This is a genomic window from Salegentibacter maritimus (assembly GCF_016236915.1).
Lineage (GTDB): Bacteria > Bacteroidota > Bacteroidia > Flavobacteriales > Flavobacteriaceae > Salegentibacter > Salegentibacter maritimus.
The window spans coordinates 1-26477 of the sequence record NZ_JAEHOK010000015.1 but is presented as its reverse complement, the minus strand read 5'-3'; the positions used below and the strand labels follow the sequence as shown (position 1 = coordinate 26477).

Sequence of the window (26477 nt, the reverse complement as noted above, 5' to 3'; positions counted from 1 at the left end):
ATTGAGGGAATGTAATCTTTAAAACTAAAGAGCCCGGTTTGGGCTCTTTTTTAATGGCTTATTTGAACCTTAACAAAAGCTCTTAATTCTTGAAAAAACCTCTTAAATTCATCCTCAAATTCTGCATAAAACTCTTGTAGCTCTTCTATGGCCAGGTGCATTTTAATTCGGTATTTAATTCTTTTATTCATTTGAAACAGTATTTTTTCAATACCTTCAATTTTTCGGTAATTATAAAGCCAATTATCAGCAATCATATAGGGTAGAAAACTTTGAATAGATTTCGGTAATAATTCAAAATTCTCCTGTAGAAGTTTGTAAAAATTTTCAGTGTAGGTTTTTAGTGGGATGTCGCTATAATCTTTCCAGTTTGCCGCTAAAAAGTGATCATATAAAATATCTACAATAACCCTACTATAGTGGCCATAACGGGCAAATAGGCGCTCTACGCTTTTACTCACAATGGGATGTGTATCGGTAAAGTTATCTATAGCACGATGTAATACTATTCCTTTTTGAATTTCGGTAGGATAGTTTAAATATTGCTTTCCTTTAACCGAATCAGCTATAAAGTTTCCAATTTTTAAGTTATCATTCTCATTCGAGAGATATATATGTGCTAAGAAGTTCATTTTTGAAAGTTACTCAAATCAGGTAATTTCCTGTTTAATTTTTGTTAAGTTTTATTACTACCTATGCGCGACTTGTATATTTGTTGAACATTTAATTAACAATTGAGGCTTTAAAATCTACAAAACTTAAATTTATCAGTAAACATTTTATAAATCTAACTTAACCTATTTAAATAACATTAAAATACATTTATGAGCTTAATAAAATCAATCTCAGGAATACGTGGTACTATAGGAGGTAAAACAGGTGATAATCTCACACCAATAGATACCGTAAAATTTGCCGCTGCCTATGGTACCTGGTTAAAAAATAATTCTACAAATAAAAAGTTGAGTGTTGTGGTTGGTCGTGATGCCAGAATTTCCGGAAAAATGGTTCAGGAATTAACCATGAATACTTTAACCGGTTTGGGAATAAATGTCATTGATATAGATCTTTCAACCACGCCCACAGTAGAAATTGCGGTGCCTCTGGAAAATGCAGATGGAGGTATTATCCTTACCGCAAGCCATAACCCAAAGCAATGGAACGCCCTTAAACTATTAAATAATAAAGGAGAGTTTCTTGATGGCGCAGCAGGTGCTAAAATTTTGGAATATGCCGAACAGGATAATTTTAACTTTTCTGAGGTCGATGATTTGGGAACAATTACCAGAAAAGAAAACTATATAGACATTCATATAGAGGAAGTTCTAAAACTTAAACTTGTGGATGCTGAAAAGATAAAACATGCCGGTTTTAAAGTAGTGGTAGATGGTGTGAATTCTACCGGTGGTATTGCTATCCCTAAACTTCTAAAAAAAATGGGGGTAGAGGTAATAGAATTATATTGTGAGCCAAATGGTCATTTTCCCCATAACCCCGAACCTTTAAAAGAGCACCTTACCGACATTTGTGAACTGGTGAAAAAGGAAAAAGCCGATTTTGGAATTGTGGTAGATCCAGATGTAGATAGGTTGGCTTTTATTGATGAAAATGGAGAAATGTTTGGAGAAGAATATACCCTTGTGGCCTGTGCCGATTATGTGTTATCTAAAACTCCGGGTAATACGGTAAGTAACCTCTCTTCTTCCCGAGCGCTTAACGATGTAACCAAAAAACACGGAGGCGAATATAATGCCAGTGCTGTAGGTGAAGTGAATGTTGTACAGCTTATGAAAGATACCAACACCGTTATTGGAGGTGAAGGGAACGGCGGAATTATTTATCCAGAGTCGCATTACGGGCGTGATAGTTTGGTAGGAGTAGGATTATTTTTAACCTATTTAGCTGAAAAAAAGATCAGTGTTTCTGAGTTAAGAAAAGAATATCCAGCCTACTTTATGAGCAAGAATAAAATTCAATTGACTCCTGAAATTGATGTAGACGAAATTTTAAAAGCAATGGAAGAGAAATATAAAGCTGAAGAAATCTCTACTATAGATGGAGTGAAAATTGATTTCGCTGAAAATTGGGTCCATTTAAGAAAATCGAATACCGAGCCTATTATAAGGATTTACACTGAAGCAAAATCTCAGGATAAAGCCGATAAGCTTGCGCATGATATGATTAAAGAGATTAAAGAAATTGTAGGCTAAGGTCTAACTAACGTATTACAGCATTTTGGGGAGTTTCTTTCCCCAAATGCTTCCAGCGTTTGTGTGTCCAGAGATAAAATTCTGGTTTTTCCCTTATTTGTTTCTCCAAATGCTGTTTATATTCTAAAGTAATTTGATGGTCTTCTGTTTTAGAAGGGCTATCGGCAATATTAATTAAAGAGGCCTTATAACGGCCTCTTTTTATTTTCTCTACGTGTAGGTATATCACGGCCATATCAAGTTCTTTGGCCATCCTTTCAGAACCGGTATAAAAAGGAACTTTCTTTCCCATAAAATCTGTCCAAAACTTATAATTTGGGGATTTCGGAGATTGATCGGCTATCATTGCATAAATACCACGAACACCTTCTTTTTCATTTTGAGTAATGCGTGAGGTAGATGTAGAGTTTCTAATAAGTTCGGCGCCAAATCTTCTTCTTATATCATTAACAAGTTTGTCAAAACCGGGGTTTCTAATTTTTTTGTAAATTCCAAAAGCCTTGTGCTTTAGGTTGTTGAGCTGTAGGGCAAAAAGCCATTCATAGCTGGCGTAGTGGCCACACATTAAAATAATGCTCTTATCCAGTTTTTCTATGCGCCTTAGTTCTTCAAGATTGGTAAATACGAAACGTTTTTTTAATTCTTCTTCAGAAATAGAAATACTCTTTATCATTTCCAGAAACATGTCGCACATGTGCCTATAAAACTTTTTACGTATTTCAATAATTTCATTCGAAGATTTTTCAGGAAAAACAAGTTCTAAATTATCTGTAACCGCTTTTTTTCTGTATCCAACCAGGTAGTAGACTATAAAATAAACCAGATCTGAAACACGATAGAAAAGCCAAAATGGAAGAATGGAAATAAACCAAAGTAAGGGATAAATCAGCCAAAAAACTACAGCCTGCATAAAATAATTTTCAGCAAATATATGGTATATTTGGCATTTAACTAAAGTTGCTATGGGAGAATTAAACCTGGTTACCCTTATAATTATTGGTCTAAACGTACTGGTTTCATTCAAGGGATTTAATGATGAATCCTTTTTTCAGAAATATAAGTTTAATATTGCCGATATTAATCGTGGTGCCAAATACCAAATTGTTACTTCAGGGTTTTTGCATGTGAATACCACCCACCTTTTGGTAAATATGCTTACCCTATATTTTTTCGCCAATTCAGTGATTTTTTTCCTTGGTACTTTGGGTTTTGTTTTGGTCTATCTTGCTAGCCTTGTTTTAGGGAACTTACTTTCTTATTTCTTTCATAAAAAGGATATACATTATACTGCAGTTGGTGCGAGTGGGGCTGTTATGGGAGTATTGTATTCTGCTATTTTATTAAGGCCAGACATGATGCTAGGTCTGTTTTTTATAATTCCTATACCCGCTTATATTTTTGGAATTGGTTACTTATTCTATACCATATACGGTATGAAACGGCAATTGGGTAACATTGGTCACGACGCCCATTTCGGGGGTGCGGTAGGGGGTTACCTATTAACCCTTCTTCTTGCTAGCTGGGTTTTTGAAGAACATTTGTTGATGGTAATATTACTGGCTCTGCCAATTTTAGTTTTGTTTGTGCTACAAAAATTAGGGAAAATATAATTTGGTACTCTTCTTGTACTGGAGAATTTAACTAAAAACAATTAACTATGAAAAAAGTAATATTAATTCTTGCACTAATAGCAGGAGGTATGGGAATGCAAGCTCAAAACGACAATAAGACTCCTGGAATTTATGTAGCCGGAGAGGGAATTGTAAAAATAACTCCAGACAAAGTAACTATTAATTCTAGAATTGAGCATGAAGGCCAGAGTGCTGCTTCGGTGAAATCTCAGAATGATGAGGTGGTGAATAAAGTGATTAAATTCCTTAAGTCTGAAGATGTAGCTGAAAAAAATATCAATACCAATTATGTGAATTTGAATAAGAGGTATAATTATAACGATAAAACGTATACCTATGTAGCCAGCCAAACTATTGCTATTACCCTGGAAGATATAAGTAGATATGAAGCTATTATGAAAGGACTTCTAGAAAATGGACTTAATGGAATTAACGGTATTGAGTTCGAATCTTCAGATATTGAAAAGCATAAGGCTAAAGCCAGAAAAAGAGCTGTTTTAAACGCTAAAGAAAAAGCAGAAGCACTTGTGGCACCTTTAGGCCAAACTATAGGAAAAGCTTTTATGATAAGTGAGGGGAGCAATAACAGTTACCAACCGGTGTATCGCGCTATGGAGATGAAAGCATCTTCAGATACCGGAGGCCAACAGACCATTGCGCCGGGAGAAATGGAAATAAATGTTAAGGTACAGGTAGCTTTTCAGCTTTTAATGGAATAATTTTTAGCTTAAATCCTTAAATAAAAAAAGCGCCAAATTTGGCGCTTTTTTTATGAGTTTTAGTTAGAATAAATTAATTCTTATTAAGTAATTCTCCAATTTTTTTATCTAAATCTTCGCCTCTAAGATCACGTGCTACAATAGTACCTTCTTCATTTAATACAAAAGCGGCAGGAATAGCTTTAATCCCGTAAAGTTGAGCAACCGGATCTTGCCAAAACTGTAGGTTAGAAACCTGGTGCCAGGGTAAACCATCATCTTTAATAGCTTTAACCCAACGATCTTTTTGCCCGGGACGATCTAAAGAGACACCAATTATGCTTAAGCCATCGTCTTTATATTTATTATAGGTTTTTACCAGGTTAGGATTTTCTACACGACAGGGCTTACACCAGGCTGCCCAAAAATCTATTACGGTAACTTTTCCCATAACATCTTTTAAAGCAATCTCATCTCCTTCTGGCGTTGGGGCCGTAAAATTAGGTGCTTTACTTCCTATAGCAACTTTGTTAGCTTCTTTTAGATTTTTAGAAATTTGTTTTCCTATAGCTGTATTTTGTACTTCTTCAGAAAGTTCAGCAAACATATCCTGAATTTCGTTCACAGGGTAGGATTTCATTCTAAGCATATCGCTTATTACCATGATTGAAACAAAAGAACCTGGATTTTCCTGAACCATTTTCTTTTTGAAAACCTTATCGTTATCTATAAGCTCTTTTTCGTTTTCCTGAAGACTTGTAAGTTTAGTACTGTCTTTTTGCTGAAAAGCAGATTGCATTTCGCTACGCCCTTGCATCACCTTTTCGTTCACTTGTTTTAAGTGTGCTAAATACTCTTGTAAGAGTTTGTTTTCTTTCCCTCCACTTATTTCAGATGAACGCAAACTGTCTTTGTAAATTTTAAATTTTATTTCCTCATTTTCAGAAATAAAAATCACATTTCCCTGGGTTCCTTCAAACTCAAGAAAACTTAGATTAGGACTTTCGGGATCCTGTAGGTCCAGTTTAAAACTTCCGTCTTTAATAGTAGTAGAGTCTACTCGTATAGGGCGGTTGGTGTTTTCATCAATTTCAGAAACATATACCGTTTTGCCGTCTTCCATTTTAGGAGCATCTCCAGAAATTGTATAACCTTTATCTTCCTGGCAAGAAGTAAGCGCAGCTGCAATAGCAAACGTCATTATTATTTTACGCATAGAATTATTTTTGTTTAAGACAAAAATAAACATCTAGTGTTGCAATCCATTCGTAATTTTATAAAAAATTGTTAATTTCAACAATGGGAATTTGTAAGCCTGAAGGAATATGTAATTTTAAATGATATTACCTATTTATGACAAAGCAGAAAGAAGAATTGCCTTTTGAGATTCAGATTAGTTTCCATAAAGTAGTGGAACAATATAAGAAGCAATTAGAGTACGAAGAAAATGAAGTTGCCCGGAATTATATTAAAAGCATTTTAGAACATGTAAAATCTTTTCCTGCTTTAACCAATGGAATAAAAGATTTTAATGAGCTTAAGAAATACAAAGAACCGGTAAGGGTTCTCCTTGATGATCTTTTTCCCAGTGTGCTTACCAATAACGAGATAAAAGCAGCGTCTGTTCCTTTTCAGAATTTTTTATTTAACAGGTCGAAACGTTTAAAAAAGATCATGGAATCGGCTCCTGATGGTTTCGAATTAAAGATAAGAAACCTGGACAATAAAAGTATTTATGTCCAGGAATGTATTAATATTCTTAACGATTATTACGGTTACGAGATAGATTATTCCAGACCGTTATATTTTGATATTCCAGATGAGCAAGGCATTAATAGACGTTTTCGTATTGCTTTAAACGGCGATTTTATAGATATTTTTCCCAAAGAGCAAGCCAGGAAAATAACCGATGAAGATGTAGATGAGCTCTTACAAAATGTAGAGGATATAGACCTGTGGAAAGAAAAATTTCCGCCCCAAAGTTGGATCTTTAAAGGTTTTACCATTGTAAATCTTACAGATGTTACTATGGACGACGCGATATCTGAATTAAAAACAGCTTTGCTTTTTGAGAAATCATCAGAACAGGATGAGCTTTTAAAGCTGGAAGAAATATTTAGATCTATCTATAAAATCCCCGATCTAAGAGTTGGGTTTACCGTATATAATCCGCAAGATGAGGTTTTTGAAAAAATGGAATATAAAGATGCAAATAGTTATATTCTTAATGATGAATTGATAAGCGAATGTAGGGAAGGAGTATGTGAAGAAGGTTTTAATAATATTTTTAAAGAGTTTAGTTTTTTTAGTATTGCCAATGTTGAAGAATATGCTAAAAAGACTAAAAATAATATACTTTCCAAACGTCTAAAAGAAAGTGATGTAAAAAGCTGTATCCTGGCCCCGGTAGTAAAAAACAATCGTTTATTAGGGATTTTGGAATTAGTGGCAACGAAGAAAAATCAGCTTAATAGTATTAATACCATTAAGTTAGATGAAATTTTACCTTATATAGCTACCGCTGTAGATAGAAATCGTAGTGATTTTGAAAACAGGGTGAAAGCTGTTATACAAAGCGAGTGTACTTCTATACATCCCAGTGTTTTATGGGTTTTTGAAAAAGAGGCCAAGAAGTATATTAGAGACTATGACGATGATGGCCTGGCTTCATTTAAAGATATTGTTTTTAAGGATATATATCCGCTATACGGGCAAATTGATGTGGTAGCTTCTTCTGAAGCTAGAAATGAAGCCATTCAAAAAGATTTGCTCCATCAATTAAAAGAGATTCAATCCATAATTGATAAGGCTTACAGTTTAGAGAAACTGCCTATTTACGAGCAGGTAAAGTTTAGGATTTCAGATTTTATGGAAGACCTGGAAAACAGTCTAAATGCTTCTAGTGAACAAAAGGTATTTAATTTGTTGCAAAAGGAAGTTAATCCTATAATGAGCCATTTGCGAAATCAATCTTCCGAATTAAAGAAACTGGTAGAGGAATATCAAAATAAATTGAATCCTGAAACTGGAATTATTTATAATCATAGAAAAAACTATGATAAAACGGTACAACAAATAAACCGCACCATGTCCCGCTTCTTAGACAGAAAGCAAATTGATGCTCAAAAAATTTATCCGCATTATTTTGAACGCTATAAAACCGATGGGGTAGACCATAATATCTACATTGGTGCCTCTATGGTAAGGGATAGGCCTTTTAATAAGGTTTACTTATACAATTTACGTCTTTGGCAGTTAAGCACCATGTGCGAAATGGAAAACCGTTTTTATCAATTACAACAAAACACCCCTATTAAATTAGATGCAGCTTCCTTGATTTTAGTCTATAACTCTACGATGTCTATTCGATATCGAATGGACGAAAAGAAATTTGATGTAGATGGAACTTATAATGCGCGTTACGAGATCATTAAAAAACGTATTGATAAATCCTTCATAAAAGGCACCGAAGAGCGTGTTACTCAAAAAGGTAAAATAGCCATAGTTTATAGCCAGCGTTCAGATGAAAAGGAGTATTTAAGGTATATTAAATATCTGCAAACCAAGAACTACCTGGGGGAAGAGGTTGAGCTGTTAGACCTTGAAGATGTACAGGGAGTGGTTGGGCTCAAAGCAATGAGGGTAGAAGTTTTATATACTCCAAACAGCAATGAACCCGACAGAACTATTACTTATGAGAATTTAATGGAAGAATTACATTAGATAAAAGGCGCCAACAAAAGCAATTACCGAGACTATAATTCCTATCATAAATACGGTGTAGGTAATTCTTAAAATTTTATATTTTCTGTGTAATACTTTACCGAGTAGATGAAGGTCCAGCATTAAAGATTCATATACATAGTCTTTATCTTTTATGATTTCTTTCATTCCCCATTTAAATTGTTCAAACGGCATTTTATGGCTATTACCAAAGAATAAAAGGTTTACCTCCCTGTTTTTTACCTGTTCTTTGGTAAACTCTCCACTGGTAACTTGCGGCCGGGTAGATAATACCGAAAGAATAATGGAAGCCACGCTAAATAAAATAAGAATAAGGGTTGGGATCAATAAATGCTTATTACTGGCAGCATCTAACTTTGGGATCATATTGGCCAGGGCCAAAGAAATAATAATAGCATTTACCGATAGAAGAATATTTGCTTTTGTATCGGCAATATCACTTAGCTTAATATGGTTTCTTAGCGTAACCCTAAACAGGGTTTGAATACTTCTTTCGGGATTGTCATTTTTATAGCGTGCCTTCATTCGGGCTTTCGCTTCCTCTTTAGTTAGCTTTTTTTGCTGTTTGTTTTTATTCTCAATTAATTCAAGCAGATTTTCTTCTTTAGCAGGCCCCCATTCTTCTATAGCATAATCAGTATAAAATTGATGTTCTTCGGTAAACATTCTTATATTTTCCTGTATCCATTCCCCTGTGGTAAAGTTTTTAATGTTGTGGAGCTCTAATTCCTGCCTTAAAAGTTCACTGGTTTCGTTAAAATAATTTTTAGCGAAATGAGATGAGTCGGCATCTTTTATTATTTTCTCGGAAATACTCTCCGGAATATAATCAATCTTTGTTGCCCTTATATTGCTTACAACTTCTTCAATAAGTTCTGGAGTGGCATTATTTTGTTTAAGAAAATCTGTGGCAATAGCAACACTTTCTTCCTCATGTCCCTTAAAAGTACGTGTGTAACCTGTATCATGTAACCAGGCGGCAAGCAACAGGGCTTCCTCTTGTTTAACATTAATTTCGGAATTGGCAATTAATTCTTTAGTACTTTTAACCACACGTTGGGTATGCCTGTAGTTATGGTATATAAACGTGTTCGGTAATTTTTCCTTAAAAAGGTTTAAAACAAAATCATCTGCTTTCTCAATGAGATTATTCATATAGTTTAGCTGGTTTTTGTTTAGCCAAAGTACAAAAAATGTTGAATAACCTTTATGAAAAAAACTAACTTCTTTCTATCACTAATGGCCTTGTTAGTGATTTATTCTTGTGTGTCCTCAGATCCAAAATATCGCAAAGGCGAACCAAAATCTAATTTTGGATATCCGAGTAATAAAGAGATAGAAAAATCCTTTTACCTATTGGGAGATGGGGGCTACTCCCCCACGGGAGGAAGCTCTAAAGGACTTATAGCTTTTAAAAGTTATCTGGACTCTGTAAAGCAAACCGATAACTTTACCATCTTTTTGGGTGATAATATTTATCCCGACGGAATGCCCGAAAAAGACTCACCGGAAAGGGAGGAAGCCGAGTATAAAATTGATGCCCAACTGGATGCCATTGAAGGCTACGATGGAAATGTTTTATTTATTCCCGGGAACCATGATTGGTATAGCGAGCGTATTGCAGGTCTAGAAAGGCAGGAAGCCTACCTAAAAGAAAAACTGGGCGACAATGTTATTTGGAGCCCAAAAACAGGCTGTGGACTTGAGATTATGGATGTAGGTGATGAGATAACCTTAATTGTAATAGATTCTCAATGGTATCTTGAAGACTGGAACAAGAATCCCACCATTAACGATGATTGTGCTGAGATAAAAACCAGAGAAGCCATGTTTCTTGAGGTCGAAACAGAACTTAAGAAGAGTCAGAATAAAACAATAATTGTAGCAATACACCATCCTTTATTTACCAATGGAGTGCATGGTGGGCAGTATAATTTTAACAGGCATATATATCCTTCACAAAAGAAAATACCAATACCAATTCTAGGATCTTTAGCCACTTTAATAAGAACTACCGGAGGTGTTTCTATTCAGGATGCCCAAAACGAACGTTATAAATCTTTGGTAAAACGTCTTGAAACCTTAGGACAAAATTCAGACCGTTTGCTCTTTGTAAGTGGTCATGAGCACTCTTTACAATATATTGAACATGGTAAAATAAATCAAATTGTTACCGGGTCTGCGTCAAAAGCTACCTACGCAACCTTGAGTAACGATGGGCTTTTTGCGTATCCTGAACAGGGTTTTGTAGTTTACGACGTATTTAAAGACGGCTCTTCCTGGGCAAGCTTTTACGGGAACGAAAACAATAAAGCTAAATTGTTGTACCAAAAAGAAATTTTTGCGGCACCTAAAGAATACGATATTTCAGACTTTCCAAAAGAATTTGAAGAATCAATTACAACGTCAGTATATCCAAAAGATGATACCGAAAAAGGGACAGTACACAGAACTGTTTGGGGACAAAGATATCGTGAGTTATATGGTACCGATATTAATGTAAAAATAGCTGATCTGGATACACTTTATGGAGGCTTAACACCAATGCGTGCTGGAGGTGGCCATCAAACCATATCAATAAGGTTGAAAGACAGTTTGGATAGGGAGTATAATATTCGAAGAATTAAAAAGAAGGCGGTTCAGTTTTTACAAACCGTAGCTTTTAAGGATACTCCTATAGAAACTCAATTAGAGAATACGGTAGCCGAAGATATTATATCTGATTTTTATACAGCTGCCCATCCTTATGCATTTTTGGCTATACCAACTATGGCAGATGCCATTGGGGTTTATCATACCAATCCAGAATTGTATTATTTACCGAAACAGCCAAAATTAGGAAAGTATAATGAAGAACATGGCGACGCTATTTATATGATAGAGGAAAGGCCTGAAGAACACTGGTTGGGAAAAGAAAGTTTTGGTTCTCCCAATCACGATATTCAAAGTACAGCCGGAATGTTCGACAGGCTGCGTAGGGACGAAAAATATTCTTTAGATGAGCCTGCTTATGTTAGGGCCAGGATATTTGATATGCTCATAGGAGACTGGGACAGGCACCAGGACCAATGGCGATGGGCTGAAATTGAAGATGAAGAAGGCAATAGGGTCTTCAAGCCAATCCCCAGGGATAGGGACCAGGTTTTTTCAAATTTCGACGGGGCCTTTTTTGGAACCCTAAGAGCCTTAACCGGATTTGCCTCGCAGTTTGCCGTTTATGGCGAAGATATAAATAATGTAGAGTGGTTTAATGTTTCAGCTACCGGTTTAGATCGTTCTTTGCTGCAAAATGTGGGCAAAGAAACCTGGCAGGAACAAGCGGAATTCATTAAAGAGAATATGACCGATGAGGTAATTGAAGAAGCCTTTAGAAAACTTCCTCCCGAAACCTATGATGAGACTACAAAAGAATTAATTGAAAAGGTAAAAGCAAGAAGGGATAACATTGTTGATATCGCCATGAGATATTACGATCATTTCGCAGATCTTGCAATTATTACCGGAACCGATAAAGATGATTTTGTTGATATTACCCGAATGAAAGGCGGTAAAACCAAAGTTAAAATTAGTCGAAATAAAGATGGTGAAAGGGCTGAGGTAGTAAGCGAAAAAGTGTACGATAAAAATGAAACTAAAGAAATTTGGTTGTATGCGCTAGATGATGATGATAAAATTTTAGTGGATGGAGAAGGAGATAATTATATTTTTACCAGGATAATAGGTGGTCAAAACAATGACGTTTATACTATAAAGAATGGAAATAAAATTAAAATCTACGATCACAAAACCAAACCTAATACTGTAAAAGAAGCCGGAAATGCCAAATTTAGGTTTAGGGATAACTACCAGATAAATACATATGATAAAGATAAAAAGATCTTTACCAGTGGGGCAGTAGTACCGGCTTTTGGATTTAACCCAGACGATGGTTTTAAGCTTGGCCTTGAGATGGTTACCACAAAAAATGCATTCAAGAGAAACCCATTTACTACCCAACATACTTTTGGGGGAGGTTACTATTTTGCGACGAACGGATTTGATCTTTATTACGAAGGTGAGTTTGCCCTAATACTCGGTAATTACAATCTTAAAGTTGGGGCTAATTACGCCAGCCCAAATTATGCCAGTAACTTTTTTGGTTATGGGAATGAGACTCCGAATTTTGATGAGTCGCTTGATTTTGATTATAACCGTGTAAAAATTAGTCGCTTTGGTGTAAAAGCAGGTTTTGAAAACAAAACTCCATTTGGAAGCATGTTTAGGTATATGGCAAGTTTTGAGGGTAATAAAGTAGAATCTACAGAAGGTAGGTTTATTACTGAAGATTTTACAAGTGGTGACCCCGACTTTTTTAAAAGAAAGTATTTTGCCGGTTTAGATGCCCTTTACCGTTACGAAAGTTACGATAATACCTTAAACCCAAGTAGGGGAATGAAGTTTGAACTAAATCTTGGTGGACAAATGAACACGGCTGAAACCTCACAAACCTATGGCTATTTTAAACCTTACTGGGGCTTTTATAATGCACTTACCAGAAATAGAAAACTTGTTTTAAAAACCCATGTGCAGGCTCATCTAAATATGGGAGATGATTATGAGTTTTATCAGGCTGCACAGTTAGGTGGCGATACAGGGCTAAGAGGTTATCGTATTCAACGCTTTACAGGTAAAAGTGCTTTTGCTACCGGTGCCGATATAAGATATGGTTTCGATCAATTTACAACCAGGTTCCTGCCATTACAAATAGGAGTTTTTACCGGTTATGATTTAGGACGCGTTTGGAACGATTTCGAGGATAGTAGTAAATGGCATGATAGTTACGGTGTAGGCCTTTGGGTAAACAGTGCTGAAGCCGTAAACGGAACTTTTAGCCTGTTTAAGGGGAGTGAGGGATATAGATTCTCTTTTGGATTTGGCTTTGAGTTTTAATTAAGTAATAACAAATAAGTTTTTTAAAAGCTCCCGGTAAATGTTACTGGGAGCTTTTTTATATTATGAAGTTGGATAATCTGCCTGCTTCCTGTTAGTAAATGCATAGTGGCCAGATACTTGCTTTAAAGTTCAACTGAGGATGTTCTTTGGGTTATGCCTTGGGTGATTTTACGCGATAATGGAGGTTTAAAGCTCAGAGACTGTTCTTAAGTTGATAATTTGCTTTTTTCTTCCACTCCAGAATTTTTGAAACTCTTGACTTTTAGTAGTTTTCAGAAGCTACCATAATAAGAAATACTTCTGATTTTGATTTAGAAAAAATGCTTTTATAGTAGGATGTTGAACATTCAATTTTTAAGAAAAGTAGTATATAAATGATATTTTAAAAGCAGTTCTCGCATACCCTACACCTGACGTGCAATAAACTTTAGACTAATTGATGGTTGGATAATTAGGGGAATTAGAGTTACTCTGGTTTTTGTAGATTTAACGTATTAGAAAAGTCTATGGTGCGAATAGGGAATGGGATATTGATGCCATTCTTATCAAAAGTCTTTTTAACTTCTATAATTGCGATGTCTTTAGCAACTAAGATGTCCCTGTTTTTGGTAACATCGGTCCAGAATCGAACTACAAAATTTATAGAGCTATCTCCAAATTCGGTAAACATAAATTCTACCTGCTCGTTTCCTCGAGAAGGAAAATGTTTAGAAATAGTTTCAATAGTTATTTCTTTTACTTTTTCTAAATCAGAAGAGTAGCCTACCCCACAATTCAACATAACCCGGGATCTGTTGGTAGTTGAAAAGTTCTTAAAAGGTTCTTCTACAATCTTGGAGTTGGGGATAACCACATAGTTATTGTCAGATTGTTTAATTACGATATTTCGTAAGTTAATCTCTGTAACTTCTCCCGCATATGAGTTTGTTTCTACCCAATCTCCAATTTGAAGTTCGGGAAGAAAACTTAAAATAATTCCAGAGAAAGTGTTGTTTAAAGTGCCTTGTAAAGCAAGTCCAATAGCAAGTCCTACCACACCGGCACCGGCAAGTACAGAGGTTAGAATCTTATTAAGGTCCAGAATTCCAAGGGCAATAAAAAAACCGATAAGGATCACAATGGCCTTGCTCACCTTAACGGTTATATGTCTTATGGAGTCTTGTTTAACTTTTTTAGCTAGCAGTTTGTTTAGTAATCTGCCGGTATACTTGGCCAGAAAAATAAAAAATACAAAAACAATAACTGCCAAAAGGAAGTTTGGTAAATTCAATATTAATGAATCTAACCAGCTTACCAGTTTTGCACTTATTCCCTCCAGGGATTCTTTTAAATTAAACTTGTCTTCCAAATAATTAAATTTTAACTGGGTTTATGCGAATCTGTAGTTTTCATTTTCCATGCATCTAACATCCAGCTGGTTTTTTCCAATTCTCTAATATATGCGCCAATAAGGTCTATGGTTCCTTCATCTCCTGCTTTATCGGCAGTTTCAACCACAGCACGCATTTGCTTTAACAAAGTTCCGTGATCTTTTAATAAGATTTCAATCATCTCATAATCGGTTAAATCCGATTTTGATTCTTCAATATTAGAAGACTTTAAATAATCGCTTAAGTTACTTACCGGAGTATATCTTAAGGTAAGGATACGCTCAGCAATCTCATCAACTTTCAACTTAGCATCATCGTATAATTCTTCAAATTTCTCGTGTAAGTCAAAGAAATTTTTACCGATAACATTCCAATGGAAATTTCTTAACTTTTGATAATATAAATGGTAATCAGCCAGTAAAACATTAAGTTCATCTACTGTTTTAGCCGTCTTTTCAGTATCTAGTCCTAAATAGCTCATAGTTTTTATTTATTGTTTTTTTTAATTCAATTCAAAAATATGATAGTTTCGTTATATAACCAATATTATAATTCGGTTTAATAGAAGTTTAACGAAACTTAACTCGTAGGCCGGTTATCCTTAAGGTCCAGTTTTTCAATCATTTCCTTAGAGACCTGGCCGCTTGATACTCCATAACCATCTACCAATACCCCTTTATAACCTTTAGAAGTGGTAATAGCATATAAAATAGCATTATCATCTGGGTTGCTCATTCCTTCAAACCTAAGAACTTTATCAACGTCGAAATCTTCAACCCCAAAGGTTTCTTTTTTAGCTTTTAGCTCTATTTCTTCATCTAGAAGGTTAAAATCATGCTCATAACCTTCTTCTAGCTTTAGCTTATTTATTGCTTGCGATAATGTACCGTAATCTTTCATTTTAAATAATTTGATTGGTTAACAATGTCAAATTACAAGGAGAAGCTTTTATATGCAAATAATGAAACTTGTTTAGGATAAGTTTAACTCCTTTAAAACCCCCATTTCTAAAAGGCTTAAGCGATTTTAAGAACTCTATATAAAATAGGTTTTCGTTTTAAAAATCGCGGTTATTTTTTTTATTTCTGAAATTAAAAATCCCCAAAGGAAAAACAAGTAGGAAAAAGAAATACCAGCCGGTTATTAAACCTATAATTGTTACAAGTGCAGCAAGGATATAAAACCAATAAGAGGCTGGAATTTTCATTTTTAGGTATTCAAGTTTAGTTGTAAAATTAATAAAATTTAATTTTTTTGACCTGGGGAAAATGTAGATGAAATAGTATATCATTCCAAATTTTCCGATATGTTCAATCGGTGGTAGAAGTGTCTTAATTTCCAGATTTGTGTTAGGGTGCATCCTTATTTTAGAAATCTCGGTAGATATTCTTATTTTTAACTTGAAGATTTATATAAATATTAATGTTATCTAAAGGGGCTACTTTGTGAATTTATTAGATATTTGCAAATCCTTAAGTTTTAGTAAAAAATTAAAGAAGATATAATTCATTACTAAAATTTTAATAAATGCAACAGATTGGTTTGTATAGAGTGCTAGACTATTAAAGAGAATGATTATAAATCCGGGAATATCCTGGAAGGCTTAAATTGTATAGTAAACAGATGAAAAACAAAATCACTTTAAAGGAACTTGCAAAATTACTTAATGTATCGGTTTCTACTGTATCTAAGGCTTTGCATGACAGTCCGGAAATTAGTCCCAAAACTGTAGAAAGGGTTAAAGAGCTTGCAAAATTGCATAAATACCGGCCAAACCCGGTTGCCGTAAATCTAAAGAGCAGTAAAAGTGGGACCATTGGGGTTATTATTCCGAATATAGAAAATACTTTTTTTGCCAGTGTGTTATCGGGAATAGAAGCCAGGGCTCAAAAAGCCGGCCTTCAGGTTATTACGTATATTTCTAATGAGAGTTTAGATAGGGAAAAGCAAATATCTGAAATGCTAACTTCAGGTTTTGTAGATGGAGTGCTAATTGCATTTTCAGAAGAAACTCAAAGATCAAAAGAATTTGAACATCTTTTCAATTTGGTAGATTATGACATCCCTGTGGTACTTTACGATAGGACCAACCTTGATCTTGCCGTGGATAAAATTGGGATAGATGACGAAAATAGTTTTGAAGATGCAACCCGAATGCTACAGGCAAGAGGTATTAAGAAAATAGGTATTGCAACCTCCATTCATCATTTAGGAGTTGGTAAATTAAGAATTACCGGTTATAGAAATGCCTTAAAAAGTAAAGAAGATTTTTTTATTGCCAATTCTTCCAAACCAGATACTTTACGGGAAAAAACAAAGAAGCTTTTAGTAGAAGATAAGGTAGAAGCCATACTCTGCTCTGATTTTGATAGTACCATGTTGGTGTATAGAATGGCCTATGAAAATAACATCAAAATTCCCGAAGACTTAAAAGTAATAGGATTTATTAATAAAGAAGTAGCCCGGTTTTTAACTCCGTCTATTAGTTATGTTGAACAATTCCCTGAACAAATTGGTTGGGAAGCCGTTGAATTGTTGGTAGATAGAATAGAGAATAAAAACGATAGAAAGCCACCCATTAATAAAACTATACATACCAAGCTAATTCATATGGAATCTACTGATTTTTGAGGTTCTAAACATTCTTGTGTAGGCTTTTAGGGTAATAAACCAGTCGAATTAATAGTTTTTGTTCTTTTCTAAGAATATCATAAAGAACTTTCTATTTTTGCGGCAAATTTTAATTGAATTAAGGTTAGATGCTTTTTAACTCCCTGGATTTTGCTATTTTCCTGCCGGTTGTCTTTGTTCTTTACTGGTTTGTTTTCAACAAAAGCCTTAAATGGCAAAATTTACTGGTTGCTGCAGCCAGCTATTTGTTTTATGGCTGGTGGGATTGGCGGTTCCTTTCTTTAATTTTATTTAGTACCCTGGTAGATTATTTCGTTGGACAGCATTTGGGCAAGACCGAATCTCCTACACGTAGGAAAGTTCTACTCTGGATAAGTATACTGGTTAATCTTGGTTTTCTGGGCTTCTTTAAATACTATAATTTTTTTCTCGATAATTTTAAATCGGCTTTTAGCGTAGCCGGTTATGAGTTAAATGCTAATTCTTTAAATATTATCCTTCCCGTGGGAATTAGTTTTTACACGTTTCAAACCTTAAGCTACACTATAGATGTGTATAAAAAGCGCTTAGAACCTGCCAAGAACTTTATTTCGTTTGCTGCCTTCGTAAGCTTTTTTCCCCAATTGGTGGCCGGGCCTATAGAACGAGCAACAAATTTACTTCCCCAATTTTATAGAAACAGAAAGTTTGAGTATAGTCAGGGAGTAGATGGAATGCGACAAATCTTATGGGGTTTGTTTAAAAAAGTTGTGATTGCCGATAATTGTGCCGTATATGCAAACCACATCTTTGAAAATTCGGCCGATATGTCGGGAAGCACTTTATTGCTGGGAGCGGTATTTTTTACATTTCAAATTTACGGTGACTTTTCGGGATATTCAGATATCGCCATAGGTACCGCAAGATTATTTGGTTTTAATTTGATGCAGAATTTTGCTTTCCCTTATTTTTCCAGGGATATTGCCGAGTTTTGGAGACGTTGGCATATTTCCCTATCCACTTGGTTTAGGGATTATGTGTATATTCCCCTGGGCGGTAGCCGTGGAGGTACCTGGATGAAAGTGCGGAATACCTTTATAATTTTTATAGTTAGTGGTTTTTGGCACGGTGCAAACTGGACTTTTATTGTATGGGGAGCATTGAATGCCATATATTTTCTTCCATTACTGTTAGCCAAACGAAATCGCCAAAATATGGAAGTAGTGGCACAAAATTCTTATTTGCCTTCCTTTAAAGAATTATGGCAAATGTCGCTAACCTTTGGTTTAACGGTAATTGCCTGGGTGTTTTTTAGAGCGGAAGATATTGGGCATGCTATAAGTTATTTGGGAGGTATGTTTAGTTTTTCTCTTTTCGAATTCTTTAGGTTAGAATATGGAGAGCTTATTTCGTTAATTCTAATTCTAATATTGGTGATAATTGAATGGTTCGGGAGGGAAAATCAATATGCAATTGAGAAAGTAAATAAGTTTAAATTCATTTATAGGTATTTATTTTATCTGTCAATTTTATCCTTAATTTTTTGGTTTTATGCTGACAATGAAAATTTTATTTATTTTCAATTCTAAATTATGAAAAAATTTTTAGTCAAAATTTCATTTACTCTTACAATATTAGCTTTGATTGCATATCCTTTAGATCTGGTTATTTCTTGTCAGCTAAAAAGGAATAATAGTTTTGAAGGGGAGTTAGAAGTTTGGAATGATATTTATAATGCCACGAATAATTATCCAATAGCGATCTATGGATCTTCTCGAGCTTGGATACACGTAAATTCTAAAATTATTGAAAAAGAACTTGAAAAACCAACGTATAACTATGGAGTTAATGGATATCATTTCCCTATGCAGTACTTCAGGCATCAAGAATTGTTAAGGTTTAACAATGCCCCTGAATTAATAATTATTACCTTAGATGCTACTAGTTTTCAGAAATTAGAGAATTTATATAATAAAGTACAATTTCTACCATTTGTTATATACAATAATAAAATGCAAGACTTCGTTTCTAACTATAATGGTTTTTCTTATACTGATTTGAATTTTCCTTTGTGTAGATATCAGGGAGAAGATTTAGTCCTCTTAGAATTAATTCGAGATTTAGTTAATCCACAATCAGAATTGCGATATCAAGGTTTCGCCGGTAAGGATAAGAAATGGACTAAGGATTTTATTAAAGCAAAAAATGAATTTGGTACCATCGAGATAGTTTTGGATGCTGGAATTATAGAATTATTCAATAAGTTTATCTCAGAGTGCAAATCTAAAGGTATTGAAGTTGTAATGGTTTACCCACCTGAATATGTTGACGGTCAAAATTTTGTTTCTAATAGGGATCAAGTAATTAATTTATATGAAAGACTCGCAGCAAGAAATTCTTTGAAATTTCTAAATTATTCCAAGGATCAGTTATCTTATGAAAAAAAATATTTTTATAACGCAACGCATCTGAATCTAATGGGAGCTAATATTTTTACTGATAAATTAGCAAAAGATTTGAAAAAAACAGAATATTTTAGTGATAATTAATAAGAAAAAGTTTAACATTAGATTTAAATAATCAAAAATCTTATTGCTAATTGCAATAAAGGGTTCGTCCAAACATTCCGAATATAAATTTCTATGAAGAATAGTAATTACAACCTGAAGAAATTTAAATAATTCTAAATAAATTTTATAAAAAAACTTGAGTCAAAGTACTAAAAATATAATTAGTAATAGAAAATTACTCGTTACCGGCGGAGCCGGGTTTATAGGGTCTCATGTGTTACGACTTTTTGTAAACCGCTACCCAAACTATCAAATCTATAATTTAGATGCATTAACCTATGCAGGAAACCTTGAAAATATTAAGGATATTGAGGAGGCTCCAAATTATCATTTTTTAAAGGCTGATATTACCCAAGCGGAGACAATAAAACACTTATTTAAAAAATATCAGTTTGATAGTGTAATTCATCTTGCTGCCGAATCTCATGTAGATCGTTCTATTACCAACCCTGGCATTTTTGTAGACACTAATATCACCGGAACGCTTAATTTAATGCAAGCGGCCTTAGAAACCTGGCAGGGAGATTTTAAGGATAAACTTTTCTACCATATTAGTACAGATGAAGTGTACGGGACATTGGGGGAAACCGGTTTGTTTACCGAAACTACAGCTTATGCCCCTAATTCACCCTATGCTGCTTCTAAAGCAGCCTCAGATCATTTTGTAAGGGCTTATGGCGAAACTTATAATTTGCCTTATATAATTTCTAATTGTTCCAATAATTATGGTCCTAACCAGTTTCCCGAAAAATTAATTCCACTTTTTATCCATAATATTATTAAAAATAGGAATCTTCCGGTTTATGGGGACGGAAGATATACCCGGGATTGGTTGTATGTGTTAGACCATGCCAAAGCCATAGACCTACTATTTCATAAAGGAATAAACAAATCTACTTATAATATTGGTGGCTTTAATGAATGGCAGAATATTGATCTTGTTAAACTACTTTGTGGCATTATGGATGAGAAGTTGAATAGGAGTGAAGGGGAATCTGAAAAGCTAATCACTTTTATAAAAGATCGGCCCGGCCATGATAAACGCTATGCGATAGATGCAACAAAAATTAATAAAGAACTCGGTTGGAAACCTTCTGTTACTTTTAAGGAAGGTTTAAAGAAAACAGTAGATTGGTATTTGAATAACCAAGAGTGGTTAGAGAATGTGACTAGTGGAAGCTATAAAAACTATTATAAAGATCAATATGCTGAATAAATTCCTGTAAATTCGAAATAATTTGTGTTAATTGGAAAATATGAAAGGAATTATTCTGGCTGGTGGTACAGGATCACGTTTGTATCCTCTTACCAAAAGTGTTTCAAAACAATTACTCTCGGTTTATGATAAACCCATGATCTATTACCCGCTTTCTGTTTTAATGCTGGCAGGGATAAGGGAAGTTCTTATTATCGCTACTCCTGAAGATCTTCCAAACTTTCAGAAATTATTGGGTAATGGAAAAGATTGGGGACTCGAGTTGTCTTATACAGAGCAAGCACAACCTAACGGGTTGGCTGAAGCTTTTATAATTGGCGAAGAATTTATGGATAATCAGGATGTATGCCTGGTATTGGGAGATAATATATTCTATGGGCAGGGTTTTAGTACGCTGCTGGAGCATGCGGTTAAAACCTGTAAAGATGATGGTCAGGCCACGGTGTTTGGGTATTACGTAAATGAGCCCCAACGCTACGGAGTGGTAGATTTTGATTCAAATGGAAATGCCTTAAGCATAGAGGAAAAACCAAAAAGGCCGAAAAGTAATTTTGCAGTTACCGGACTTTATTTTTATCCGAATTCGGTTGTTGATATTGCAAAAGAATGCAAACCAAGTCAACGTGGTGAATTGGAGATTACCAGTATTAACCAGGAGTATTTAAACCGAAAAGAATTAAAAGTGGAGATTATGGGGCGTGGATATGCCTGGTTGGATACGGGTACACCCGATTCTATGTTGGAGGCTTCAAACTTTGTACAAACCATAGAGAAAAGGCAGGGTCTTAAAATAGCCTGCCCAGAAGAAATTGCTTTCCGTAAAGGATATATTAATAAAAAAAGTTTTCATAAGCTTGCAGTTGGGCTGGAGAAAAGCGAATACGGGCAATATTTATTGAGTTTATTGTCTTAATAAACTTGATCTTTATATCCTTCAAGATTAACTTATTAAGTAAATTAGCTCGAGCTAAGCTTCGAAGTCTCCAAAACCATCGGGATAAATCTCGATTTTCGAATAAAATTGGCGCTAAATTTATTGTGTATATTTCAAGCTTCTTTTTACTTTTATTTGATTCGTAAAATAATGATATTCAAATATTTAAATTGGTAATATTTCTTTTTAAAAAGCTCATTTTCCCTAGTTTTCTTAAAATTCAAATATTTAAACCCTATTAATTCGATAGACTAATAGGGAATATTATCTTTGCCCGGGATCGCTATCTCATCAAAAATTAAGTGCATGCAAAATAAATCAGACTATAAAATAAAGCAGGATTACTTGTTGGCCATTCAGGCTTCTGTAGAGGCAGGTCTCGAAATATTACAAATTTATAAAGCCGGCGATTTTCAGGTGAAGCAAAAAGAAGATCACTCACCTGTAACGCGTGCCGATAAAAAGGCGAATAAGATTATTATAGATACCTTAAAAACTACTGGAATACCAATTATTAGCGAAGAAAATGAGCAAATTGATTATTCAGAAAGGAAAAAATGGGACTTCTGCTGGATTGTAGATCCCTTAGATGGGACCAAAGAATTCATCAAAAAAAGTGGAGAGTTTACCGTAAATATTGCGCTTATAGAAAATAATAAACCGGTTTTTGGAGTGATTTATATTCCGGTGAGCAAGGAACTTTATTTTGGTGATGTAAAAGCCCAAAAATCCTTTAAGACTATAGTAAAAGATAAACTTGAAATTGACGGTTTTTTGAAAAATGTCGTGGAGATAGCTCCCGGTGTTGCTCAAAATACAATAAGCGTGGCGGGAAGCAGGTCACATATTAATCAGGAGACGCTAGATTTTATTGAAGGGATTAAAGAAGAATACGAGCAGGAGGTAAAAGTTATTCCAAAGGGAAGTTCACTTAAATTTTGCCTTCTGGCAGAAGGGCTTGTCGATGTATACCCCAGGCTAGGTCCTACTATGGAATGGGATACCGCCGCAGGTCACGCTATTTGTAAAGCGGTGGGCTTAGCGGTTATAGATAAGAAAACCGAATTAGAAATGATTTATAATCGAGAAAAACTATTGAATAATTCATTTATTGTCTCTAACCTGACCTGAAAAATTAATTAAGTAATACTGGTTCTTTGGAAATTGTAATGGATATGTGTATGTATTATCTTCACAAGATATTTAATATAAAATCGGCGGCGAAATCGGGTGATTTTCTCTGTTGAAAGTTTAGAAAAGATAATATGGAGAATATTAGAGCAATTAATTTTTCTGTGGGGAAAGAGCAGCGTAATATCCTGAATAATCACGCTTCGTTTGTGGTTTGGTTTACCGGCTTATCGGGTTCGGGGAAATCTTCACTTGCCAATAGGTTGGAGAAATTACTTTATGAGCAGCAAATTAGAAGTTTTGTGCTAGATGGGGATAGCCTGCGAAAAGGAGTGAATAAAAACCTGGGCTTTAGTGCTGAAGATAGGGAAGAAAACCTTAGAATAGCTGCCGAAGTTGCAAAAATACTGGTAGCATCGGGGTCTTTGGTGTTAGCGTCTTTTATTGCTCCCACACAGAGGAATAGAGATTTAATTAAAGAAATTATTGGAGAACATGATTATATAGAAGTCTTTGTAAACACTTCACTAAAGGAATGTGAACGTCTTGATGTAAAAGGTTTGTATAAAAAAGCCCGTGCAGGGGAGATTAAAAATTTCACGGGCATTGATGCGCCTTATGAAAATCCTGTGAGTCCGGATATCGAGATAAATACAGAAAAAGAAAGTTTAGACGAAGCTACCCATAGAATTTTTAAACTGCTTCAAAAGAAACTTGAAATAAAGTAACATGAGCAAATATTATTTAAACTATTTAGACGAATTAGAATCGGAAGCGATCTATATTTTACGCGAAGTTTGGGCGCAATTTGAGAATCCTGTAATCCTCTTTTCGGGAGGAAAAGATTCTATTTTAGTGACGCATTTAGCGAAAAAAGCTTTTTACCCCAGTAAAATTCCTTTTCCTTTAATGCACGTAGATACCGGACATAACTTTCCGGAAACTATACAATTTAGGGATCATCTGATTGAAAAGCTTGGCGTTAAGTTAATAGTAGGTTCTGTGCAGGAATCTATAGACCAAGGGCGTGTAGCGGAAGAAAAAGGGAAGAATGCCACGCGAAATGCCTTGCAAATCACCACGCTGCTGGATGCTATAGAAGAGAATAAGGTAGATTGCGCCATTGGAGGCGGAAGAAGGGATGAAGAGAAAGCCCGTGCTAAAGAAAGGTTCTTTAGCCATCGTGACGATTTTGGGCAATGGGACCCTAAAAACCAGCGTCCGGAGTTATGGAACCTTTTAAATGGAAAGCAATTTGAAGGCGAACACTTTAGAGCGTTCCCAATTAGTAACTGGACTGAAATGGATGTTTGGAATTATATCAAAAGGGAAAACATTAGTATACCTTCCTTATATTTTGCGCATGAGCGAGAAGTAGTCTTTCGTAGTAATTCCTGGATCCCGGTTTCGGAGTATTTGAAACTTGAAGAAGGTGAAAAGGTAGAAAAAAAGAAAATCAGGTTTAGGACCCTTGGCGATATTACCATTACCGGTGGTATAGAATCTGATGCCGATACGCTTGATAAGATAGCTTTAGAAGTTTCGGCTATGCGAAAAACCGAAAGAGGAGATAGATCAGATGATAAGCGTAGTGAAACCGCTATGGAAGATAGGAAGAAGCAGGGGTATTTTTAATATGAGGCTATAGGCTTTATGCAATAAGCTATAAGCCATAGCAGCTACTGTCAATAATGAGAGATTTTAAGAAATATGATGTTTGGAAATTAAGTCATGATTTGACTTTGCGTGTTTATAAAATAACTTTTTCTTTTCCTCATTCAGAGAGATATCAATTAGTTTCTCAAATGCAGCGAGCTGCTTACTCAATACCTTCTAATTTTAGTGAAGGTTGTGGAAGAGGTTCAGACAAAGACTTTAATAGGTTTGTGCAGATTTCACTTGGTTCAGCTCATGAATTAGAATACTTTTTCATACTGAGCAAAGACTTAAAATTTATTGATGAGCGAACATTTGAGGTTTGTTTTGATGAGGTCAATGAAATAAAGAAAAAATTATACAGATTAAATCAAAGATTACAGTGATATTTTATATATCAAAGACTTTAATCGACAACTAAAATACATTTTTGGCCTATAGCATAAAGCCTAAGGCCTAAAGCATAGAAACAATGGAAATAGACAATAACCAACTACTAAGATTTACCACTGCCGGGAGTGTAGATGATGGAAAAAGTACTTTGATAGGCAGGCTTTTATTCGACTCGAAGTCAATTTTTGAAGATCAGTTGGATTCGGTGAGTAAAACCAGTGAGAAAAAGGGGCATGATGGTGTAGACCTTGCCTTGTTTACCGATGGCTTAAAAGATGAAAGGGAGCAGGGAATTACCATCGATGTTGCTTACCGGTATTTTACCACTCCCAAACGTAAATTTATTATCGCTGATACTCCGGGTCATATTGAATATACCCGTAATATGGTGACAGGTGCATCTACCGCTAATGCTGCGGTGATTTTAATCGATGCCCGTCACGGGGTAATAGAGCAAACAAAGCGTCACTCTTTTATAGCTTCCTTGCTTAATATTCCGCATTTAATTGTTTGCGTTAATAAAATGGATTTAGTAGATTATTCTGAAGAAGTGTATAACAGTATTATTGCACAGTTCGAAGAATTTTCCTCTAAGCTTCTTATGAAAGATGTTCGGTTTATCCCAATAAGCGCCCTAAAAGGGGATAATGTGGTAAACCGCTCTGAAAACATGTCCTGGTACCCCAACGGGACCTTGCTCAGTACTTTGGAGAATTTACATATTAGCAGTGATATTAATAAAATAGATGCTCGTTTCCCGGTACAGACTGTGCTTAGGCCGCAGAGTGACGAACATCGTGACTATAGGGGGTATGCCGGTAGGATTGCCAGTGGTATTTACCGGGTAGGAGATGAAGTGGCCGTATTGCCATCGGGCTTTCAGTCAAAGATTAGATCCATTAATGCCGGGGAGCAGGAGTTAAAAGAAGCCTATGCGCCAATGAGTATTTCCATAACCCTGGAAGACGATATTGATGTAAGCCGCGGGAATATGATTGTAAAACAAAATAACCAACCCGAGCAGGAACAAGAATTTGATGTAATGTTGTGCTGGCTGAATAACGACCCTGCAAAACCCCGGGCAAAATATACCATTAAGCATACCTCTAATGAAGAGCGGGCGATAATAAAGGAAGTGGTTTATAAAATGGATATTAATACTTTTGAACGGGATAATGAAGATTCAAATTTAGAGATGAATGATATTGCCAGGGTTAAAATAAGAACTACCCGTAGGCTAATGTTAGATTCTTACCGTGATAATCGAAATACGGGTAGTATTATTCTAATTGATGAGAATACTAATGAAACCGTTGCCGCGGGAATGGTAGTGTAATTAAGCCATAAGCAGTAGGCCTTAAGCTTAAAGCCTACTGCTTAGA

At 35.1% G+C, this 26477-nt stretch carries 22 protein-coding genes; 15 read left to right on the top strand and 7 right to left on the bottom strand.

Going from position 1 to position 26477, the window contains the following annotated elements:
- Positions 1–50 precede the first annotated feature (50 nt).
- Positions 51–632, bottom strand: coding sequence for an acyl carrier protein phosphodiesterase (locus I6U49_RS12085; protein ID WP_198628926.1), 582 nt, complete (start codon positions 630–632; stop codon positions 51–53).
- 192 nt (positions 633–824) lie between these two features.
- Between I6U49_RS12085 and glmM the strand changes: the two genes are divergently transcribed.
- On the top strand, positions 825–2210 hold the full coding sequence (gene glmM, locus I6U49_RS12080) for a phosphoglucosamine mutase (RefSeq protein ID WP_198628924.1): 1386 nt from the start codon (positions 825–827) through the stop codon (positions 2208–2210).
- A gap of 7 nt (positions 2211–2217) precedes the next feature.
- On the opposite strand, the gene I6U49_RS12075 is transcribed toward glmM, so the two are convergent.
- Complete coding sequence (locus I6U49_RS12075; protein WP_198628922.1) at positions 2218–3120, bottom strand: lysophospholipid acyltransferase family protein; 903 nt, start codon at positions 3118–3120, stop codon at positions 2218–2220.
- Between the two features lie 52 nt (positions 3121–3172).
- On the opposite strand from I6U49_RS12075, the gene I6U49_RS12070 reads away from it, so the two are divergent.
- The gene (locus tag I6U49_RS12070) at positions 3173–3820 is read left to right on the top strand and encodes a rhomboid family intramembrane serine protease (protein WP_193709928.1); all 648 of its coding nucleotides are present in this window, start codon (positions 3173–3175) and stop codon (positions 3818–3820) included.
- A gap of 47 nt (positions 3821–3867) precedes the next feature.
- The gene (locus tag I6U49_RS12065) at positions 3868–4560 is read left to right on the top strand and encodes an SIMPL domain-containing protein (RefSeq protein WP_198628921.1); all 693 of its coding nucleotides are present in this window, start codon (positions 3868–3870) and stop codon (positions 4558–4560) included.
- A gap of 73 nt (positions 4561–4633) precedes the next feature.
- On the opposite strand, the gene I6U49_RS12060 is transcribed toward I6U49_RS12065, so the two are convergent.
- Entirely contained in the window at positions 4634–5755 is a 1122-nt protein-coding gene (locus I6U49_RS12060) for a TlpA disulfide reductase family protein (protein ID WP_198628919.1), read from the bottom strand.
- A gap of 137 nt (positions 5756–5892) precedes the next feature.
- Between I6U49_RS12060 and I6U49_RS12055 the strand changes: the two genes are divergently transcribed.
- Positions 5893–8262, top strand: coding sequence for a GAF domain-containing protein (locus I6U49_RS12055; RefSeq protein WP_193709925.1), 2370 nt, complete (start codon positions 5893–5895; stop codon positions 8260–8262).
- Here I6U49_RS12055 and I6U49_RS12050 read toward each other — a convergent pair.
- Positions 8254–9438 carry a Pycsar system effector family protein gene (locus tag I6U49_RS12050; protein WP_198628917.1) on the bottom strand — a complete coding sequence of 395 codons (1185 nt, stop codon included), beginning with the start codon at positions 9436–9438 and terminating at the stop codon, positions 8254–8256. The two genes, I6U49_RS12055 and I6U49_RS12050, sit on opposite strands and share 9 nt — an antisense overlap.
- Before the next feature lie 54 nt (positions 9439–9492).
- Between I6U49_RS12050 and I6U49_RS12045 the strand changes: the two genes are divergently transcribed.
- A complete protein-coding gene (locus I6U49_RS12045; protein WP_198628915.1) occupies positions 9493–13212 on the top strand; it encodes a metallophosphoesterase in 3720 nt (1239 codons plus the stop codon).
- A gap of 469 nt (positions 13213–13681) precedes the next feature.
- On the opposite strand, the gene I6U49_RS12040 is transcribed toward I6U49_RS12045, so the two are convergent.
- The 3 genes from I6U49_RS12040 to I6U49_RS12030 all read right to left on the bottom strand — a co-directional run bounded on the left by I6U49_RS12040 (position 13682) and on the right by I6U49_RS12030 (position 15485).
- Positions 13682–14563, bottom strand: coding sequence for a mechanosensitive ion channel family protein (locus I6U49_RS12040; protein WP_198628913.1), 882 nt, complete (start codon positions 14561–14563; stop codon positions 13682–13684).
- An 11-nt stretch (positions 14564–14574) separates the two neighbouring features.
- A complete protein-coding gene (locus I6U49_RS12035) occupies positions 14575–15066 on the bottom strand; it encodes a Dps family protein (RefSeq protein WP_198628911.1) in 492 nt (163 codons plus the stop codon).
- A 98-nt stretch (positions 15067–15164) separates the two neighbouring features.
- Positions 15165–15485, bottom strand: a complete 321-nt coding sequence (locus tag I6U49_RS12030; protein ID WP_198628909.1) for a phosphoribosylpyrophosphate synthetase — start codon at positions 15483–15485, stop codon at positions 15165–15167.
- A gap of 723 nt (positions 15486–16208) precedes the next feature.
- Here I6U49_RS12030 and I6U49_RS12025 point away from each other — a divergent pair.
- The 10 genes from I6U49_RS12025 (at position 16209) to I6U49_RS11980 (ending at position 26431) form a co-directional block, all read left to right on the top strand.
- A complete protein-coding gene (locus I6U49_RS12025) occupies positions 16209–17216 on the top strand; it encodes a LacI family DNA-binding transcriptional regulator (RefSeq protein WP_198628908.1) in 1008 nt (335 codons plus the stop codon).
- Positions 17217–17344: 128 nt separating this feature from the next.
- Positions 17345–18784, top strand: coding sequence for an MBOAT family O-acyltransferase (locus I6U49_RS12020; RefSeq protein WP_198628906.1), 1440 nt, complete (start codon positions 17345–17347; stop codon positions 18782–18784).
- A 3-nt stretch (positions 18785–18787) separates the two neighbouring features.
- Positions 18788–19744, top strand: coding sequence for a hypothetical protein (locus I6U49_RS12015; protein WP_198628904.1), 957 nt, complete (start codon positions 18788–18790; stop codon positions 19742–19744).
- 157 nt (positions 19745–19901) lie between these two features.
- Complete coding sequence (gene rfbB, locus I6U49_RS12010) at positions 19902–20981, top strand: dTDP-glucose 4,6-dehydratase (RefSeq protein ID WP_232804707.1); 1080 nt, start codon at positions 19902–19904, stop codon at positions 20979–20981.
- A 40-nt stretch (positions 20982–21021) separates the two neighbouring features.
- Positions 21022–21894, top strand: a complete 873-nt coding sequence (gene rfbA / locus I6U49_RS12005) for a glucose-1-phosphate thymidylyltransferase RfbA (RefSeq protein ID WP_198628902.1) — start codon at positions 21022–21024, stop codon at positions 21892–21894.
- Between the two features lie 327 nt (positions 21895–22221).
- Positions 22222–23046: a 3'(2'),5'-bisphosphate nucleotidase CysQ gene (cysQ, locus tag I6U49_RS12000; protein WP_198628900.1), complete on the top strand. Its 825-nt coding sequence runs from the start codon at positions 22222–22224 to the stop codon at positions 23044–23046.
- Between the two features lie 134 nt (positions 23047–23180).
- Positions 23181–23774 carry an adenylyl-sulfate kinase gene (gene cysC, locus I6U49_RS11995; RefSeq protein WP_198628898.1) on the top strand — a complete coding sequence of 198 codons (594 nt, stop codon included), beginning with the start codon at positions 23181–23183 and terminating at the stop codon, positions 23772–23774.
- A gap of 1 nt (position 23775) precedes the next feature.
- Positions 23776–24681 carry a sulfate adenylyltransferase subunit CysD gene (gene cysD, locus I6U49_RS11990; RefSeq protein WP_198628770.1) on the top strand — a complete coding sequence of 302 codons (906 nt, stop codon included), beginning with the start codon at positions 23776–23778 and terminating at the stop codon, positions 24679–24681.
- A 56-nt stretch (positions 24682–24737) separates the two neighbouring features.
- Positions 24738–25088, top strand: a complete 351-nt coding sequence (locus tag I6U49_RS11985; protein ID WP_198628769.1) for a four helix bundle protein — start codon at positions 24738–24740, stop codon at positions 25086–25088.
- 86 nt (positions 25089–25174) lie between these two features.
- Entirely contained in the window at positions 25175–26431 is a 1257-nt protein-coding gene (locus I6U49_RS11980; RefSeq protein ID WP_198628768.1) for a sulfate adenylyltransferase subunit 1, read from the top strand.
- Positions 26432–26477: the final 46 nt, after the last annotated feature.